This is a genomic window from Singulisphaera acidiphila DSM 18658 (assembly GCF_000242455.2).
Taxonomy (GTDB): domain Bacteria; phylum Planctomycetota; class Planctomycetia; order Isosphaerales; family Isosphaeraceae; genus Singulisphaera; species Singulisphaera acidiphila.
In genome coordinates this window covers 448122-467458 of sequence record NC_019892.1, presented here as the reverse complement: position 1 = coordinate 467458, position 19337 = coordinate 448122, and the positions used below count along the sequence as shown (strand labels likewise).

Genomic DNA, 19337 nt, shown 5'->3' with positions numbered 1-19337 from the left:
GAGCAGGCGGACCGCCACGTTGGAACCGCACGGGCGGGCCGCCGGCGGAGCCAATCCATCAATCACTCGGGATCACCTCAATCGCGTCGCCCATGAGCGTTGAAAAACGAGAGATAACGATCGGCCACGAGATCAGGATCCCATCGTCGGGATTCCACACTCGCTCGCTCCTGGTGCGCAACCTCCCAGGCCGAGTCGTCCCAAAGCCGTTCAATCGTCGCCACCCACGGCGCCACTTCGTGGGCGGTCGGTGCCTCGACCGACTGGGGTGTGCATCGACCGGGCAGTGTAAAAACAAAGCCGGCATCGCCCAAGGTCTCAGGAAGGGCACCACGGTCGCTGGCTAGAACAGGAATCCCATTCGCGAGCCCTTCGGCGGCAACCCGACCGAATGTCTCGCGAACCAACGAGGGCACGAGAAGCATTCGGGACAGGCGGTAGATCGCCCGCGGGTTCGGGAGATTCGGCAGTCGATTCAGGTTTCTCAGTTCGGACAGATCGAGGCGTACCGCCTTCAATGCATCGGCCGCCCCGCGCCCTTCGACGATCAGCAGCGGGATCTCAGGGCGACGGTTGTGAAGTTCAACGGCGATCCGCGCAACAACGGCAGCCCCCTTGGAGAGTTGGGGATTGATGAACGTCACATACCTGGGATCGCGTACGGGGGCGACCATTCGCTCAGGGATGAGCGGCGATGGGATCGCCGTACTTTCGAGGGCAAGTTGCTGCAAATAATGACGGCGGCAGTATTCCGAGGGAACGAGAATAGCCGTGGCATGGTCGAAGGTGCTTCGACTGGGGTAGGCCAGGTTGTGCAAGTGAAAGACCACTGGCACATCGCGGCTTCGCGCCAGTTTCATCAGCGCGAAGCTGGCGGGATGCCCACCGTACGTAAGCATAACCTGAGGCCTGAACTCATCGATCAATCTTGCCGTCCGGGCCAGGAACCCATTCATTTCTGAGGGGTCAACGAAGCGCTCCGCCTGACTCGAAGCGGTGGGCACCAAGGTGACCCCAACACCGCCCAGGTCGAATTCAAGGGAGTCGGCTGGGTACATTCCCGCCATCGGTGCCGCTTTGCGGATAGGAACACCGAGCGGCTTCAAGATTTCCTCGACAGACATCTCGCGTTCATATGACAAAAGGCCGGCGGAGATCGCGCGGCACTCCACCCCGCGTGCGGCCATCAGTTCGAGGACGTCACGACTGGCCCAGGCGGCACCGCTGGACGGGTCGATGTAGCCATGAATCGAGGCAAACAGAAGTCGTTTTAAGCTCACGAGGGCCGTTCCCCGCTACCGACCATCGGCTGCCCGAGCCGCCCCAGGGCCTGGCGAGCCCCCTCATCGTCAGGGCGTTCAGCCAGGACCGCCGACCAGTGCAAGGCGGCCGCGGCACGATCGCCCTGCTCCTCGCTGAGCATGGCCAGGTTTCGTCGCGTCACGTGGCCGAAGATTCCCTCATCGACGCTGGCGAAACGCTCGGGCCGGCGCAACGTCAGGATCCGGTGCCAGCAGGGGCCAGCCCGATCCGGTTCGCCACGAAGCCGATGGGCAACCCCCTTGCGAAAAAGGAGCTCGACGTCATCGGGGATCGCCGCCAGGCCGGCATCGCACGCAGCCAGGGCCGAATCCAGATCACCCGCTTGCTGATAGGCGCGGGCCAATAGCGCGTGTAGCTTGCAGATGATCGAGTCGCCGGGGGCCGACCCCGCCAGGCTACGCTGGAAATAACCCACGGCCGGCAGGGGGTCGCCTGATTCGAGCGCGATCTGGCCGAGGTTGAACAGGACGAAAGGGTCGTCGGGACACTCGGCCAGTTCCAGCTCGAGGATGGCGGCATCTCGTCGCAACTTCTTCTGGCGCAGGTCGGGATCGTTGTAGCCGACGTGGCGAACGACCGCGTCAGTCCAATCGACGGTTATCCCGGCCTTGCGCAACGCAGGTAGGATCTGTTCGTGGACACGGTACGTCCAGCGAACATCCTCGCGCACCGGAAAGAGTCGGACGTGATCCACGACCGTGGCGCCGCCGCCTGAGGGGTCGGCGTCGCAGGCGCATCGGATGACAAAGGCGGAATCTTTCGAGCGGAGCCCGTCGAACAGGACGCGGAGTCGCTCGCGATGGGGTGGCTCAATCCGATCATCGGCATCGAGCCAGAAGGCGTAGTCGCCGGTCGCCCGGGCGAGGGCGGCGTTCCGGGCCGCTGCAAAATCGTCGACCCAGGGAAAGTCGAAGACCCTTGCACCGAACGAGCGAGCGATCTCGACGGTCCGGTCGGTCGATCCGGTATCGACAATGACGATCTCGTCGAAGAGGTCGGCGGCGGAGGCGAGACAGGCAGGCAGGTTCGCCTCCTCGTTGCGCACGATCATCGTCAGGCTGACACGACAGGAACGCGGAAAGTCCGCAAGCTTAGGGCTTGCGCAAAAATAACTTTTACAATTTTTGGAAGCGTGACTTCTTTATACGCGGCGCGATGGTGTAGTTCCAATCTCCGTGAAACTCGTGCCGTTCCAGACACAGCGCCGCCAGTTCCGTATCGCTCACCTTGATCTCGAGGGGGTAATGATTCGTATCCAGTACCGCCTTCACGATCAGGCCGCTCTTGGTCGTTGTGGCGGCGATCAAGTTAATGATTGCCTGATGGCTGACCAACGGCTTTCCTCGCCAATTCTGCGTGATGAAGCTGAACAACCGGTGCTCGATCTTGTTCCATTTACTCGTGCCCGGCGGGAAATGGCTCACCGAGAGCATCAAACCAAGATCATCGGCCAAGGCCTGAAGCGACACCTTCCAGAGGCGCGTCCGATGCCCATTGCTCCCACCGCCATCAGCGGTGATCAGCAATTCGGTGGCCCGGGGAAAGCGTTCACGGCCCATCTCCTGCCACCAGCGGCGGATGCTGTGGGTGGCGAATTGGGCCGTGTCATGATCAATCCCCACGCTGACCCAACCCTGGTCGTTGACCATGTCGTACACGCCGTAGGGGATCGCCTTGCCCAGGGTCTTATCCAGGAAGTCATGGACTCGGACCTCCTCGGGTTCCCCCTGCGGATGCCATTCCCGTCCACCGTTCTTGAAGTCGCCCACCAACTCCTTCTTCTTGGTGTCGACCGAGATCGCCGGTTGCCCCCGGGCCAGCGCTCGGCCAACGCTGGCGTTGATGTACTCGAACTGGGCGTTGCGGTCGGGATGCGCGACTCCCTCCCGAGTCTTTCGATTCGCCTGCAAGCTGTACCCTGCCTCGTGAAGCAATGTGGCCACGGTTCGCGGTCCCACGCCGTGGTTTTGCCGCGACAGCTCCTCGGCCAGCCGCCGCGTGCTCTTACAGGTCCATCGCAACGGCGACTCGGGATCACCTCGCGTCACGGGGTCGAGCAACGACTCCAACGCGGCCATCAATCCGGGGTCAGACTTCGCCGCTGTCGGCCGACCACCGCCCGGCCGACGCACCCGAGTCCCTTCGACCGTGCGTTGCGCAATCGGTCGCTCAAGCTCCCGCATCCCAGCCGAGATCGTCGGACGAGACAGTCCGGTGGCATGGGCCACGAGCGAGACACCACCCCAGCCCAACTCCTTCGCCTCCGCTGCCGCCCACTGCCGGCGGCGTCTCTCGTCCATCTCGGGGGAAAGCAGATGGAATTTCCGTTGAATCTGTGCGATGACAAGAGGATCGTACATCCTCTTATTATCGCAGAAACCGACATAGATGCCAAGCTTGATTTGAAAAGGTTGTTTTTGCGCAAGCCCTTAGTTGAAGGAACCGAGGTCGAGGGACGCTGAATCCGGTGAACATAAAGGTCATTGGCAATCGCAAGCTGGAACCCGGCCTGGCGGATCCGCGTGGAGAGACGATCGGCTCGTAAGTCGGCTGACCTCAGGGCACGACCAGCGGAGATCGCTTCGAGGATGCCTCGTTTGAGGAACAGGCAAGGGCCGGCCAGTGTCTCCGTCGTCAGCCAACGTCCGAGTCGCGCCGCTCGCCATCGGGCGGCGAACGCATCGACGTTCTCAGCCGTCGGTGCACCGTCGGCCGATTGCAGAGGAGGTGCAGAATTGCTCATCGGCGCAACCATGCCAATGGAGGGATCGGCGTTGGCGAGAGCCGTCAATTGATCGAGCCAGCCGTCGGTTACGATCGTCGACGGCCCGAGCAAGGCCACGAACTCGCGACGTGCCTCGCGTAACCCGCGTCGCCAGGCGTCTCGAACGCGTTTGAGACCCGAAACGACCACGACCTGCACGCGCGCCGGCTCGGCATCGCGAATCCCCGCCAGGTAGGCCGCAAGGGTACCGGCCCTCGTGTTGGTGACCAGTACGAGATGGGCCGAGGCGTCTGTATGTCGCAGCAAGGGCACGAGACATCGTCGCGCAGCGCGCCGCCCCCGAAGGCAGGGAACGATCACGGAAATGTGTCCCTGCCCTCGTGCCATGGTCAACATCGGGTAATCTCCAGCGAAAGAACCATGCCATTGACTTCGATCACAGAACTTCCGCCTCAACCCGCTCTGTCCTGCTTACAAGCTTCAAGGGGTGCCAGAGAGTCAACCAGCGATCGATGGCGCTGGCATTGATGCGAGGGAAGGGGCGATCCGGCCGGGGTAAACTCAAGAATCGACAGATCGGTTCCCAGAGATCGATGGTGGCGTCGAGATCAAGCACAAGCAAGTCACCAGGTCGATTCATAAAATACTCTTCAACACAGCGTCGATGGTCATGATAGCGTTTTAGAAATGCGTCCTCACCGAGCTCGTCGGCGCCGAAGGCGAGCGTATAGCAGCGGCGATCGATGAGTTGATCCGGGTCGAGGTCGGACTGCGTTCGAAGACGACAGAGGTAAGGCCCCAGGTTGCGAGCGAAGGAAGCGTACCAGGCGTGTGGATCGCGCCAGGTCAGAATGAACTTCGAACCCGGGTAGCGACGATCGAGTTCGGGGTAGTCGACATAGACCGGGGTATCGAAGAAGGCGTCGCCAACATCAAAGAGGGCCTCATCGAAGCAGGCATGGGCCGTTCTGAGTCCGAGCTCGAGCATTGCCATGGCAATGGAGGTTGTCCCGGTGCGGGGCAGGCCGACGCCAAAGAGCTTGGTCCAGGTCCGGTGCGACGGGTCCATGGCCGGGCGGATCCCAGACGATATCGTAGCAGTCCGCTCATTTCCCCAGGAAACGAGGGAAACCGCTTGAGCCGACGAGCTGTCGATACCCCACTTTTGCTCGAACCTCAGCCGGTTCGTCTCAAGCAGTGACTCGGCGTCAATCCCGGCGCCGGCGAAGGTACGACTGCCATGGTGGTGGACGAATAGGTCGACCGCCACAGCCAATTCGAAGCCCGCACTCCGAGCACGCATCGCCAGATCGTCGTCATCGAAGAAGCCCAGACCGAACCCCTCGTCGAGACCGCCAATCGCCTCGAGCACGCGGCGTCGAATCAGCAGGCAGAACCCCGAGAGCTTCTCGGCAAACACCCATTGGCCGCGATGCTGTTGCCGCCACGTCGTGGCAAATCTATCCATTTGATCTAGATCAGCATATTTCGCATCCAAGACAACCTGTGGAGGGCACGTATAGTTCGACATCGGCCCAACCATCCCGATGGCCGGATCCACCCTGGCCAAGGCCACCAGTTGATCGAGCCAACCATCGGTCACCACCACGTCATTGTTGAGCAGGACGACGAACTCCCCCCGCGCCGCGGCGATCCCCTGATTACAGCCGGCCGGAAACCCTCGATTCTCGGCATTGGTCAGGATCGTCACGGGGAACGAAGCAACGTCGCTGATCCCGGCAAGGTAGCTGGCTGTGCCATCGGTCGAACCGTTGTCGACGACAATCAATTCCCAAGGCGGTCGCGTATGGCGTGCCAACGATGCGACGCACTGCCTGGTGAATGCAAGTTGGTCGAAGCAGGGAACGATCACCGAAGCCAGGCATGACGCTGAAGGGGAGGGACCGATCATAACGTTTCCTGGTCGGATCGAGATGTCGGAACATCACGCCGAGAAGTCTAACGAGCTCAATGGGCGCAGTCCATAGGGCAGCATGTCATCAGCCTGGTGTTTTTCCCTTGCCAGAGTTGTAGACTCATTCGCCGGCATAGTGATGTGACAGAATTAATGGTTTTTTGTGGAAAGCCCCCCCATGAACCTGCCCGACGGTCGTCGCCTGGTCGTCCACGACCTGATCCTGCCCGAGGTGACGGGAGGACGCCTCGTCCTCTGGTGGCGCGGAGACTGCCGTGACGGCTTCCAGGAGTGGGAGCGGATCGGGACGGCGGCCAACGCACGGGTTGAGACCGAACAAGGCCTCTGCTCGATCACGGCATCCTCCTTTCAGGCACGCCAGCGGTTGCGCGGCGCGATCGGAAGGGTTGTCCACCACCTGGTCGGAACTCGGTCGGAGAAGGACTGGACACTGCCCAATGGCAAATCGGCCACACCGGTCGGTGGACGTCGAGCGGACCTGCGACTCGCCTGGCCCGAAGCCGAATCCACACCACTCGACGAAGCACGCATTAAGGCGCGCTGGCCGGGAGATCGAGAGATCCGCTCACTTGGACCGAACCTCTATCTCGTCTCAGGGCTGGAACCGGAGCAGCCCCCGCATGAGGCGACTTTCGCCGAAAAACCGTTTCAGGAGTCCGAACTGGCAATCACCGAGCGGGCCCTCAGTACCGCAATCCAGTCGGGCGATCGCCGCCGGATCATCATAGCGTTGTCCGACCTAGGTCTGGTTCTCCTCTACACGGGTGATACTCAACGATCGGCGAAGGTTCTGTCCGAGGCGCTCCTTGAGGCGGACCGGATTGGCGATTTGGCCCTGCACGCTGACGTTGCGAACAACCTGGCTCACACGGAACTCTATCTCGGACAACCCAAGACGGCACTCGACCGCCTCGAACCGATCGTGAAGTACGCTCGTTCGGTAGGAGACCATCCTGCCGAAAAGCTCGCCCTCGACCGGATGGCTCGATCACTGCTGGAGTTAGGAGATCGCGAGGGAGGCCTGAGCTGTCTCAGGGACGCCTGGATCCTCGCAGCAAAGGTGGGCGACCGTCGTCATGAGGCGGACCTTCTCTGGCTGGGGGCGATCCATCTTGCCGACGCAGGCCGGCGCGAGGAGGCGGTCGCCGCCGCCGGGACCGCCGTCGACAGGCTTCGCCACCTCCACCATCCTGCCGCGGAATGGTATGCCCAGCACCTCGAGAGTTATCGCGCGGGATTGGCAAAGATCACGCCGGACACATTCGGCCCGCGATGGTCACCCCTGGGCGGCAAAGTGGATGTGAGTGCCGAGGGTCCGCACTCCGAGCGTACCGCGAGACCGGACAGCGTGGCAACCGCGGGACCACTCCGGATGGCGGTCAACGCAGCCAAATCGATGGCGTCCTTCATGGCCTCGGGATTCAAGACCTCTTCGCCACAGGTCTACCGCAACCGCCTCGCGGTCTGCACAACATGCGACCAACATACGGGGACCCGGTGTCGTGTCTGTGGTTGCATCACGGCCGCCAAGGCCTGGCTTCAGCACGAACGCTGCCCATTCGACAAGTGGTAGGGAGCCATGATCCAGAATTGTCATTAACCTAAGTCCTCCCATATCCACAGAATTCACATCAAGACTCGATGAATTTCAGAAAATCACGCGGCACAGTCTTGCATTCCGATAATCACCTGCGTCAAATAATAACCGCATAAAAATAACAGATTCCAATCATCTCGTGACTCAATCTTATATTAGCACAGTGAGGCCCCCCCCATGGCACGCTCACCTCGCCGTCCGATCAGGCTCAAGGTCGAATCCCTGGAGCCCCGCCAGATGCTCCGCGGGGGAGTAATACCTCACGAAGATCTCCTTAAGTTGGCCTTGGCTGCTGGGGGGCATCGTACAAATGTTGCGCAACCAAGCCTGGCTGTACCCGAGTCCGCCGCAATAACGCCGACGCAACGTCTGGCCATACGACAGGCCGTATCGTCCAAATTGCCAGAGCCACCGGCGACCATCATCCGCCGCATCGGGCCGGGTCGGGCTGTGGACCTGACGACTCCTGCCCTGCCCGGATTCGCGTTGCACATCGGCCGAGGTGACGCGAGGACGCCCTCGGGTCGGCCGTACCGGGGCCGCGTGGCTCTGACCGTATTACCGGCCGGCGAGCCGGGCACGTACCAGGTGAGAGTCGCCGCATCACGGGGCCGGCTTCTGTTTCGGACCCCGGCCAAGATCACTCTGCCCAACTCGGTGGGGGCCGCTCCCGGCTCGGAGTGGGTGCTCCGGACGATGAGTCCAGACTCAGGGCTCGTCGAGGCAGGCACGCTTCGAGTCACGGCCGATGGACGGTCTCTGGTGACCGTGGCGGGAGGAATCGCGGGGCCTTGCCTCATCCTCTCGCCCCAACCGGTCGCAACCAAGCCAATCGCCCCGTCGTCGACCGTCACGCCCTCACTTGATCTCATCACAACAACTCGGTCCGTCACCGTGGGATCGACTTTGACGATGTCGGTCCGCCCAGGCGGGCTCGCCGGGGACGATGTCACCTACACGATTACCCCGCAGCCGCTGCCGGCCAACATGACGTTCAATCGGGGCACCGGCGAGCTGACCTTCGTACCGGCCCCGGATCAGGTCGGAACTTACCGCTTCTCGGTCACGGCCCGCATCGGCGGCCGCTCGGTTACCGAAAGGTTGGTGATCAACGCAACCCACGTGAACCTCAAGGCAGCCACGGTCTCCGGCCAAGTCGTCGACGAGATGGGACGACCGCTGGCGGGCATTCCGATCACCATGGGGGAGTTCGCAACGACGACGAATGATGCAGGCTTGTTCACACTCGCTGGTATCCCCGAGGGAAAATCCGGGCTCCTGGGCATCGGCGGCGCGGTCGCAGAGAAGCAAGGGCGGCTGCGAATCCTCTCGCCGGTGACGAAATTCCTGGGGCACGACGTCTACGTCAATGCGGACAACGTCATCCCGGAACCGCTTATCCTGCCCCGGCTCGACTGGTCCGAACCTGCGGCCATGCGCTGGGACAGCTCCGCCGAGGCGACCGTGGTCACCAACACGTCGCAACCAGGCTATAGCATCCGGCTCGCCAACCCTTCGGCCGCGCGATCGTCGTCATCGATCCTGGTGTCGATCGCCGAGCTCTCGCCCGAGTTGTCAGCGCGACACATGCCGGTGAATACCCGGGGCGGCATGATCGTACTGAGGACGTCAGGGCTCGATCGAGATGAGCAGATTTACTTGACTATGCCCAACGAGGCAGGCTTTGCCCCAGGGTCAACCTTCAACTTGCTGATGTTCAACCCGCGAATTGGCGGGCACGACATCGCCACGCCGATGGTCGTCTCCGAGGACGGCCGGACCGTGACCTCAACCGTGGCCTTCTCGCTCGGCGCGACCCGTAAGATACCGGAGGCCGTCGTCGAGCCGCTGAGGCTCGCTGCTTTTGATGATCGCGAAGAGGGCGGAGACAGTGAACGCAGTGACGGCAGCGGAGGCAGTGATGGAAGCGGAGGCAGTGGCGACAGTGGAGGGAGCGGAGGCAGTGGCGACAGCGGAGGGAGCGGAGGGAGCGGAGGCAGTGGCGACAGCGGAGGCAGTGGTGGCAGCGGAGGAACGCCCCCGACCTGGAACTGGGATTGCCTGATCCCGGATTTCGGCTCTCCTACTCCCACACCGACAGGCCCTTGCTCGACCTGCGGTACGCCGACCGGCAATCAAACGGGACCCAACGGCGGCACCCCCGGCACGACTCAAGTCGAGAGGAGGGGGGGCGGAAAGCTGAATTCCGATGCCGGCCTGATCAACGGCGAGTTCTTTCAAAATCACCAACTCGTCACCTACGCCTCACAGGGGATGACGCGCGGGATCGACCTCCAATATAACTCGCTCCAGGCCGATCCCAGGCCCGTCGTCCAGTTCCAGTTCACCACGCCGATTGGTGGCATGGCCGCCTCGATCACCGCGGTCACCGCTCAGGTCAGCATCGGCGGCGTCATCCAGGGAGCATCAACCACTTACGCCACACCGGGGGGACTCAACAACAATAGCTCCTACTACGTCCCGCTCCAGGTCGACGCCACGGCACTCGCCTCCGGACTCCATTCCTACGTCATGACCGTCACCCAGACGTTCGGATCAGGCCTCTCGGCCGTCTCACTCACCACCCTGGCTCGAGGACAGATCGAGGTCGTCAACGACGCCGCAAGCCCGATCGGCGCCGGATGGAGCATCGGGGGAGTCAATCAGATCTATCAGACGACCAGCGGCGGCCCCCTCGTCGTCAGGGAAGGACAACGAGGAATCTCCCGTTTCAATCCCGTCTACAACAGTGGCCAGAGCTACGTCCAAGACATCGCCCTCGCGTCCAACGGCGCCACCGCACAGATCATCAAGAACACCGACGCCGACGGCCGATTCGAGTCCGCTCTGCCCGTGACGACCGGCAGCGGAGTCATGGGGGTCACCGCTGGAGACTTCAACGGCGACGGAAAGCCTGACCAGGCCATCGTCAACAGCACGACCCTTGCCATCCTCCTCAACAACGGGAGCGGCGGGTTCACGGCCGGAGCCTCCTACTCCTTCCCAGCGGGGTACACGGCCAAAGGCGTCGTCGTCGGCAACTTCACTGGGCATCTCAATAGCGTCCTTGACCTCGCCGTCCTCCTCGCTCCATCGGGAGGCGTCGGCAGCTACTCGGTCAGGATCTACACCGGCGTCGGCGACGGCACATTCCTGACGCCAATCGTCTCCTCCGCGGGCAATGGCACCTATTCCAGCAACAAGCCGGCATCCATCATCGCCGCAGACTTCAACGGCGACGGTAAGACCGATATCGCCTTCACCACCGACGACGGACTGGCCAACGTCATGCTCGCATCGGCAGGAGGGAGCATGGGAGCGGCGACAAGCCTCACCCTCCCTTCAGGATTCCGCGCGGTCGGAGTCACCGCAACCGACTACAACGGCGACGGCGATCTCGACCTCATCTTCTCAACTTCCGATTTCGCCTATCTCCCGGTCTGCAGGGTCGTACTCTTCGATAACAACGGGGCAGGGGCGTTCTCCTACATCTCCTCGTATCGATCGACCGCACACCCCTCAGAAGTCACCGTCGGACTGGTCGCCGGAAAGTTCCGCGGCGCCTCGGAAAGCCTCGAAGTCGCCATCCCCGTCAATGGTCACAGGGGAACCATCTCGGAGATCATTGAGTACCTCGACGTCGTCACCCTCTCCACTTCCGGACAGTGGGGATCCGGAATCCGCTACCCCTTGAATAATCAGACAAACCCGACCGGGGCCGGCAACATCATCGCCGCAGACTTCAACGGGGCGGGACGGCCTGGGATCGCACTCACGGACGGCACAGGCTACATCAGGATGCTCTTGCCCGACATCGAAAGCAACCAGTTCCTCCCCGTTCGCAACGTCCTCATCTCATCCTCTCATGCCCAAATCGGCATGATTACTTCCGCTCCGTTCGCTGGCCAGGCGGCGACCCCGGGCTATCGCGGCCATTCCAGCTCGCCGTCCACGCTGGTCCAGAACCCCGACGGCACCTGGACCCGGAGCTATCCCGACGGCACTGTCGTTCAATTCGACACCGCCGGACGCCAGGTCTCCATCACCGACCGCAACCTCAATACAACGACTTATGCCTATGTGGCAAGCGGACAACCCGGCGCAGGATCCCTCAAAACGATCACCGATCCGGTCGGCCTGGTCACCACTCTCGCCTACGATGCCACCTCGGGACGACTCAAGACGATCACCGATCCCGCAAACAGGGTCACGACGATCACCGTCGATTCCAACAACAACCTCACCCAGATCGTCGATCCCGACAGCGCCCTCAGCCAGTTCACATACGCCACACCGGCCAATCACCGAATGACTGGGGAGGTCGACCCGCGAGGACAGACGGCCACCGTCACCTACAACGCGTTCGGCCAGTTCACCAGCGAGAGCCTCTTCGGCGGCGGTGCCACAACGTCAATCACGCCGGCCCTCTCACAGGGACTCCTCGCCCCCGGGGGCAGCGGATCCCTCTCCATGAACTACAATGGCAGCGTCACCGACCCCAACGGACGCACGACCACACTGGCCTTCAGTTGGATGAGCCATCCGACCAGCCACACCGATGCGCTGGGCGTGGTCACGAAGACGACGTATAACTCCCGGGGGTTCCCGGCCTCAACGACCGATGCGCTCGGCCGGACGACCTCCTACACGTACGATAAACGAGGCAATATCACATCCATCACCCGCCCCGGTGACCTCGGCGTCGGCAACCCATGGGGATCCGGCGGGTCAGGCGGGTCAGGCGGGCCAGGCGGATCGGGTGGATCGGGCGGATCGGGCGGCTCCGGCGGATCAGGAGGCCCTGGCGGATCGTTGGGGGATTTTGGGCTGACACCCACCACAATGACCATCGCCTATGATCCAACCTATGGCGTCCCCACTTCCATCGTCGATTTCCGAGGATTGAGGACCACGTTCACACTCGACTCCCGGGGCAATGTCCTGCGACGCACCGACCCCGACGGACTGCATAGCGATTGGACCTATAATTCGGCCGGACAGGTGCTCACCACCACCGATCGGCTCGGCGCTACCACGACATACACCTATGGCTCCTACGGCAGGCTCACCAAGGTGACACTCCCCTCCGGAGGGGGGACCTATCTGCAGGACACCGCAATCCTCGGAGTAAGCACCAGTAGCGCCGGGGGGAGTGGCAGTGGCGGCAGCGGCGGGAGTGGAGGCAGTGGCGGCAGCGGCACGACGAAGAACGCGTTCGATCGGAATCCCGAGACCACATGGTCGTACCCTGGTTCCTCCTTCTGGCTCCAATACGAGTTCGCCAATGGCACAGCACACACCATCACCGAGTACCGGATCACAACCAGCCCGAACATCGGACTCACACCCGGGCAGGCACCGAAGAATTGGTCGCTCTTAGGATCGAATAACGGCTCGACCTGGACCACACTCGACACGCGCACCAACCAGGCCGACACGACCGGCTCGCACACGACCAGTTACACCGTCAGCTCACCCGGTTCCTACAAGTTCTATCGCCTCAACGTGACCGCCAACAACGGCACACCCGGCAACACCCAATTCGCCGACCTGCAACTGATGGAATCCGTCAGCCTGCCCGTGAGCGTCGCCACCGCGGAGATCAACTTCGCCTACAACACGGCGGGCTACATCACCAGCGTGACCGATCCCCTGTCACACACCTCGTATACAACCTATGATGCGATGAACCGGGTCCTCTCGACCCAAGACCCCGTCCAGGCCGCCGCGGGCTCCACGTACAAAACCGCGTACGCCTACGACGCCGCGGGAAACCTGACCTCGGTTACCGACGCCCTGGGACACGTCACAAGCTACGCCTACGATGCCCGAAGCCGGCTCGTCTCGATCACCGACCCGATCCATCAGGGGACCTCACGCAGGACCACCTTCACCTACGACGGCATGAACCTGATCAGCGTGACCGACCCCCTCGGCCACACCACCAGCTACGGCTATGACGCTCTCAATCGCAACGTCACGGTCACCGACGCCCTCGGCCATACCTCCACGATCGCCTACGACGCCGCAGGGCAAATCAAGTCCGCGACCGATGCCAATGGCAACTCGACCCACTACGTCTACGATGCCGTCGGACGCCTGGCCACCGTCCTCCGCCCCTCCACCAGCGGCGGCTCCTCTCCTTCACCCGTCGCTTCCTATCGCTACGACGCCAACGACAATCTGGTGAGCATCTCCGACGCACTCCTTCACACCACCTCGTACACCTACGATATCCTGAACCGCCAAATCACGGCGACCGATGCTCTGAACCACACCACGGTCTCCGTCTACAACCCCGTGGGCCGACTCGTCGCCGCGACCGATCCCCTCGGCCACACCACCACCATCGCCCATGACATTCGCGGCCGACAGGTCCGCGTCACCGCCCCCTCCGGCGGCGGGACGACCACCTACACCTACGACCTCGCCTCGCGCCTAACCAGCCTGACTGACCCCGTGGGCAACGTCACCTCCTGGAATTACGATAATGCCAATCGGGTCACAAAAAAGACCGATCCACGCAGCAAGGTCACCAGTTACGCCTACGACCTGGTCGGCAACCTGACTGAGAAAATCGACCGACTCGGTCGGATCACCGACTATGGCTACGACGCCAACGACCGGCTAACCACCGAAACGTGGCTCGCCGCCCTGGGTGGGGCGGTGACGAACACGATCACATACTCGTACGACTATGCCGGCCGCACCACCCAAATCCAGGATGCCGTCAGCAAGAACGCGTACACCTACGACAATGCGAATCGACTGCTGACCGTGGACAATCAGGGGACCACGGGCCTGCCCCAGGTCACCCTGACCTACGGCTACGACCCGGTCGGGAACCGGACCAGCCTGGTCGACAGCCTCGGGGGCGTGACCTCGTACGTCTACAACGTCCGCGATGAGCTCACCCGGATCACCCAGTCGGGCACGGGCGTGGCCCAGAAGCGGGTCGACTTCGCCTATGACGACGCTGGGCGTCGCATCACCCTGACACGCTACAGCGACACCGCCGGCACAGCCTCGGTGCTCGTGACCAAATATGCCTACGACACCGCCAACCGCTTGACGACGCTCACCCACCAGACCTCGGGCGGCACGTTACGATCGTCGTATGGCTATGCCCTCGACGCCGCCAACCGCCTGATCCAGGAGACGCGCACCTGGACCACTTCCGGTGGCTCGGCCAACGACACAGTCGGCTACACCTACACTAACGACGGCCAGTTGACCGGTGTAACGCACACCAACGGCGCGTTCGCCAACGAAACCTTCGGTTATGACACCAACGGCAATCGGAACACGACAGGGTACTCGACGGGCACGGGGAACCGGCTGTCGAGCGACGGGACTTTCAACTATGCGTACGACGACGAGGGGAACCTGACAAGCAAAACGGAGAGTTCCAGCGGCGATTCGACGCAGTACACTTGGGATCACCGCAATCGACTGATCGCGGTGAATCAAGTCCAGGGCGGGGTCACAACGGTACTTGCGACTTACAGTTACGACGCAATGGATCGGCGGTTTGCAGTCCAGGGGAGCGGAGCAACCCGGTTAACTTTATATGATGGAAATTCTCCGATGCTAGACTTCAACGGCATGGGAGCACAGGCCACCCGGTATCTGCACAGACTTACAGTTGACGAAATCCTGGCTAGGGAAACTCCGGTTGGGGGCGTAGCGTGGTACCTAAGTGACCGTCTCGGCACTGTCAGAGACATCATCGACAATTCTGGAGCGATCCTCGACCATGTTGAATACAGCGTATTTGGGCAGATCCTTAGTGAGACTCTACCTTCGGTAGGGGACAGATTCAAATTCGGAGGATTGGAGCACGATTCGACGGTGGGGCTGAACTTTGCCAAGCATCGCATTCAAGACATGATCACTGGAAGATGGATTAGCCAAGATCCAATCGGATTTAGTGCTGGAGACCAGAACCTCTACCGTTATGTCACGAATAGTCCAGCAAATCATGTCGATCCATCTGGATTGACTCCACTGGTCTTAATTCCTGCGCTCGGCGGCGGCGGCAGCGCAGCTATCGGAACAGGGATTCTCAATGTAGGGGCAGCATCATGTGCAGCCGTTGGACTCGGCTGGCTGCTTGAGCAAGCATTTCCCGGAGGCTGGGAGGAGCTTATACGTGCCGACCCTAACCCTTTAGACCAGTACATCAGCGGCCAGAAAGAAATCGTTGATGGCCATGAATCCATTGTTGATGAAATTAAGAAACGTGTAGCAGAATCAACTAATAGAAATGACAGCATATTAGAATTAATGGATTTACTTGAGCGCATGCAATACGAACTGGAATGTGCCGAGGCTCTGCTCAAAGAACTCCAGGAAGCCAGAGATGAACGCGATGGCACAAAACCCGAAGCTAAACCCGATAGGCCCAGTTTTGACGGCCCCTTTGGGTCATACTAGGACGCACACACAAAAAAAATTCAATCATAAATATTTTTTATCATTTTTGCAGGAACCCGCCCGACCGCGAATTTATGCATCACTCAGAAACCGCCCCAAGAGGAGAACAAAAAGGGTCCGAAAGACGCAGAAGCGGCATGAGAACTCAGCGATGCTCTAGCGACATCACTGACACTCAATGGGTGTTGCTTGAGCCGCGCATACCGAGAGGGCGTCCCGGCGAACGCTCCCGCAAGACCGATGCGCGAGACGTGCTTGCCCCTACCTTCCTCCAAGCCTGCAGTCAGTGGCGGTACCTGCTTCTGAGCTTCTAACGATTCTTGAAGGCTATTTGCCAACAAATGCAAAACCACAACAGCACGAGCAGTTCCGCCGATCTGGCGGATACTATTCCCTATATCGCCACGCAAGCCGGATCTTAGCATAGATCGGAGAGGTTCAAATGGAAGAAGAATTTGATACAGAAGGTGAGCGTAACCGAAACTCACAAGACCATATCCTTAAAGATATTCTTGCAAACAGAGAAATTAATTTATTGAAAACTCGTATCAAAGGCATGAAGGCCACAATTTCGAATCTCATGAAGGAGTCAGAGGAAGCTTTGCAAAAACAGATTAGCTTAAAGTCGAAATTCGAAGAGTACGCTGGCGAATGCCTTGAGAGGCTACAAAACGAACACCGCTTTGCTTTACAACTTCTCAATAACAAGAGTGCTTCTCTCCGCTGGGCAGCAATCTACGCTCTAAGGGTTCACTGGCTCAGCGCAATTACGGAACAAGACTCAATTACGCTTGCCAATATCGCCGAATTTGACACAGACTCAGAAGTTCGATGGATTGCAATTTACACAATCGGCTGCTACTACAAAGGAACAAATAATTTACAAATCTGTAAATTTCTAAAAAACATCATGCATTTGGAATCAAAATTTGATGACATCAGAGAACGCGCAAAAGATTCAATCTGGTTGATCAACTACGGGAGAATTTCAATTTAGGTAAGCCTTCAGCCGAATTCAGTTCATCTTGCAATCTGAGGGCCACTCCATTTCACTATTCCCATGGCGACGACGAGCTCAGACACTCTTGATGTGGCATCTCTGCTGACCGTTCTGGGGCCGCAATTAACCCCCGAGCAAGCCACAAGGATCTTCCAGCAGGGCCAGGAAGCGGTCGTCTTCGCACTCCTGAACTTGGCCAAGCAACTGGCCGAGAAGAAGGCCGGAGTGCCCACGGGCACTGACCCGTCGGGACAGACTCCACCTTATGCCAAGCCAACCGCCAAGGGGCGGGCCAAAGCCAAGGGGGCCAAGGCGGGGCACCCCGGTCGGCGACGGCCCGCGCCAACGCGGATCGACCGTCACGAGGAGCACTCACTTTCGGCCTACCCCGAGTGCCATGGGCCGGTGCGACCGTGCCGCGGGTCGCGGACCCACCTCATCGAGGACATCCCCGCCGACATCACGCCGGTGGTCACCCAACACACGATCCCGCTCCTGGTGCCCCCACTGCCGCGCCACCGTCGAGCCGACGGTCCCCGACGCCTTGCCCGGCTCGACCATCCATCGGGCTTCGCGTTGTCGTCCTCTCGGCCTGGCTGCACTACCTGCTGGGCACGACGCTGGCCCAGATCATTGACGTGTTTAACTTCCACCTCCAGTTCAAGCTGTCCTCCGGCGGCCTGATCCCGATGTGGCGGCGTTTGCGGGAGATCCTCCTGGCCTGGTATCTCGAGATTCAGGCCCAAGCCCTCGACAGCGCCGTGTTGCACGCCGACGAGACCGGTTGGCGAGTCAACGGTACGACCTACTGGTTGTGGTGCTTCGCCTCGAAAGACGTCACGTATTACATGATCGACCGGCGGCGTGGCAGTCCGGCGTTGAAACGGTTCTTCAAGAAAGAATTTGCCGGTGTGTTGGTGACTGACTTCTGGGGCGCCTACAACGCGGTCGTCTGCGTGCGGAAACAGAAGTGCCTGCCCCACCTGCTGCGTGACCTGAAGCGGACCCAACATTACCACAAACCCGGGGGCGACTGGCCGGCGTTCTCCAAGCAACTGAAGCGGCTGGTCCGCGACTCGATCCGCCTGAGCAAACGTCGGAAGGAACTGCCGGCGAAGTCGTTCGCCTCGCGGCGGCAGCGGTTGGACGTGCGATTGCGCGAACTGCTGGCGCAGCCGTGGGAACAGCGCCACGCCCGTCGACTGGTGAAGCGACTGCAGCGGCATGTCTCCGAATTGTTCACGTTCCTGGACCATGCCGAAGTCCCGTTCGACAACAATCACGGTGAGCGTCAAATCCGCCCGGCCGTGATTGCGCGGAAGAATAGCTACGCCAACGGCAGCGAGGACGGGGCGGAAACTCAGACCATTCTGATGAGCGTGTTCCGCACGCTGAAGCAACGCGGCCATAATCCCGTATCCGCCGTAACCAAAGCCATTCGCGCCTACCTACGAACCGGTCAGTTGCCAGCCTTGCCAGACCCGATCGCTGAATTCCGCTGAAGGCTTACGTATTCTATAATGGTACGCGGTTCTCCACGCTTACCCACTCTGTGGAAGTGGGCACGCCCGGCATGGTGCTGGGCCTCGGCAACCATCGCTAGTGGGAAATCCGCTTTCAGGTTTTCGGTGTTGGTGCCGGGTGGAGTTTCTACGGTAATTTAGCGGAGCGACCCTAGAGACGCTCCGTCCACCGATTGTCCAGGAGGATATCGTGTATGCTGCACGTAACAACATCACTTTCTGAAAAGCGTAGATCTGCTTTGAGGGATTTTGTTACCCCTCGCATAATCAGCGACAGTTTGTTTGGGGATTGGATGACATCAAATGCAAATGCTTTATTGGACAATTGCAGGATTTTTTCATCTGCACAAGTCAGCGAATCGCATGCGTTTGGCGATGACATAGGTGGCAGAGCATCAGAATGCACCGAGTGGCTTGTGGACACAGTGGTTGCTTTTCTGAAATCAGAGATGCTGCCAATCGTGTTGGTCAAAGACTTTGTTGGCAGTCCATCCGACCCGGTCTTCATAAAAGATATTCCTGATTTGTTTTGGACACATAACGACAAGCTGTATTGGCCAATCACTAAGGACATGGCAAACGTTAAAACTTGCAGAGATATACTGTCGTGGTCTGCGGGTGGCCCAGTGGTTGTTTTCCTTTGCAGCCCAGTAGACTTAAGCGATCTGCCAGCGAATCAAAGGCGTCTCTCGCTTTCGGAATCGCAAGCTAATAGGTTTCGGAATTCGGTGAGACATGTAATTCTGGATATTTTCGATTCGGAAGGATGTGTCGTTTTGAGTTCACCGAGAAGCCCG

Annotated in this window: 7 protein-coding genes and 2 pseudogenes; 4 read left to right on the top strand and 5 right to left on the bottom strand. The window is 60.4% G+C overall.

From position 1 onward, the window contains the following. Positions 1 to 77: 77 nt before the first annotated feature. From SINAC_RS01755 to SINAC_RS01740, 5 genes and pseudogenes are all read right to left on the bottom strand, one after another. The gene (locus tag SINAC_RS01755; RefSeq protein WP_015243984.1) at positions 78 to 1280 is read right to left on the bottom strand and encodes a glycosyltransferase; all 1203 of its coding nucleotides are present in this window, start codon (positions 1278 to 1280) and stop codon (positions 78 to 80) included. Then, positions 1277 to 2374 carry a glycosyltransferase gene (locus SINAC_RS01750; protein ID WP_015243983.1) on the bottom strand — a complete coding sequence of 366 codons (1098 nt, stop codon included), beginning with the start codon at positions 2372 to 2374 and terminating at the stop codon, positions 1277 to 1279. The genes SINAC_RS01755 and SINAC_RS01750 overlap by 4 nt, the downstream gene beginning before the upstream one ends. Positions 2375 to 2438: 64 nt before the next feature. After that, positions 2439 to 3683 carry an ISAzo13-like element ISSiac3 family transposase gene (locus tag SINAC_RS01745; protein ID WP_044146937.1) on the bottom strand — a complete coding sequence of 415 codons (1245 nt, stop codon included), beginning with the start codon at positions 3681 to 3683 and terminating at the stop codon, positions 2439 to 2441. 107 nt (positions 3684 to 3790) lie between these two features. Then, a pseudogene (locus tag SINAC_RS41705) lies at positions 3791 to 4435 on the bottom strand (glycosyltransferase family 2 protein); the annotation flags it as partial. Positions 4436 to 4484: 49 nt separating this feature from the next. Then, positions 4485 to 5960 (bottom strand): sulfotransferase, encoded by a 1476-nt coding sequence (locus SINAC_RS01740; protein WP_015243980.1) that lies wholly within the window; start codon positions 5958 to 5960, stop codon positions 4485 to 4487. Between the two features lie 181 nt (positions 5961 to 6141). Here SINAC_RS01740 and SINAC_RS01735 point away from each other — a divergent pair, with 181 nt between their 5' ends. The 4 genes and pseudogenes from SINAC_RS01735 to tnpC all read left to right on the top strand — a co-directional run bounded on the left by SINAC_RS01735 (position 6142) and on the right by tnpC (position 18519). Next, on the top strand, positions 6142 to 7557 hold the full coding sequence (locus SINAC_RS01735) for a DUF6171 family protein (RefSeq protein ID WP_015243979.1): 1416 nt from the start codon (positions 6142 to 6144) through the stop codon (positions 7555 to 7557). Between the two features lie 201 nt (positions 7558 to 7758). Beyond that, positions 7759 to 16017, top strand: coding sequence for an FG-GAP-like repeat-containing protein (locus tag SINAC_RS01730; RefSeq protein WP_015243978.1), 8259 nt, complete (start codon positions 7759 to 7761; stop codon positions 16015 to 16017). 442 nt (positions 16018 to 16459) lie between these two features. After that, the gene (locus SINAC_RS01725; protein WP_015243977.1) at positions 16460 to 17014 is read left to right on the top strand and encodes a hypothetical protein; all 555 of its coding nucleotides are present in this window, start codon (positions 16460 to 16462) and stop codon (positions 17012 to 17014) included. 63 nt (positions 17015 to 17077) lie between these two features. Beyond that, positions 17078 to 18519, top strand: a pseudogene (gene tnpC / locus SINAC_RS01720) (IS66 family transposase). Positions 18520 to 19337 lie beyond the last annotated feature (818 nt).

Excerpts from the sequence above, each read along its gene's own strand:
- SINAC_RS01750 (WP_015243983.1), bottom strand. The coding sequence starts at position 2,374 with ATGATCGTGCGCAACGAGGAGGCGAACCTGCCTGCCTGTCTCGCCTCC.
- SINAC_RS01745 (WP_044146937.1), bottom strand. The coding sequence starts at position 3,683 with ATGTACGATCCTCTTGTCATCGCACAGATTCAACGGAAATTCCATCTG.
- SINAC_RS01740 (WP_015243980.1), bottom strand. The coding sequence starts at position 5,960 with ATGATCGGTCCCTCCCCTTCAGCGTCATGCCTGGCTTCGGTGATCGTT.
- SINAC_RS01735 (WP_015243979.1), top strand. The coding sequence starts at position 6,142 with ATGAACCTGCCCGACGGTCGTCGCCTGGTCGTCCACGACCTGATCCTG.
- SINAC_RS01730 (WP_015243978.1), top strand. The coding sequence starts at position 7,759 with ATGGCACGCTCACCTCGCCGTCCGATCAGGCTCAAGGTCGAATCCCTG.
- SINAC_RS01725 (WP_015243977.1), top strand. The coding sequence starts at position 16,460 with ATGGAAGAAGAATTTGATACAGAAGGTGAGCGTAACCGAAACTCACAA.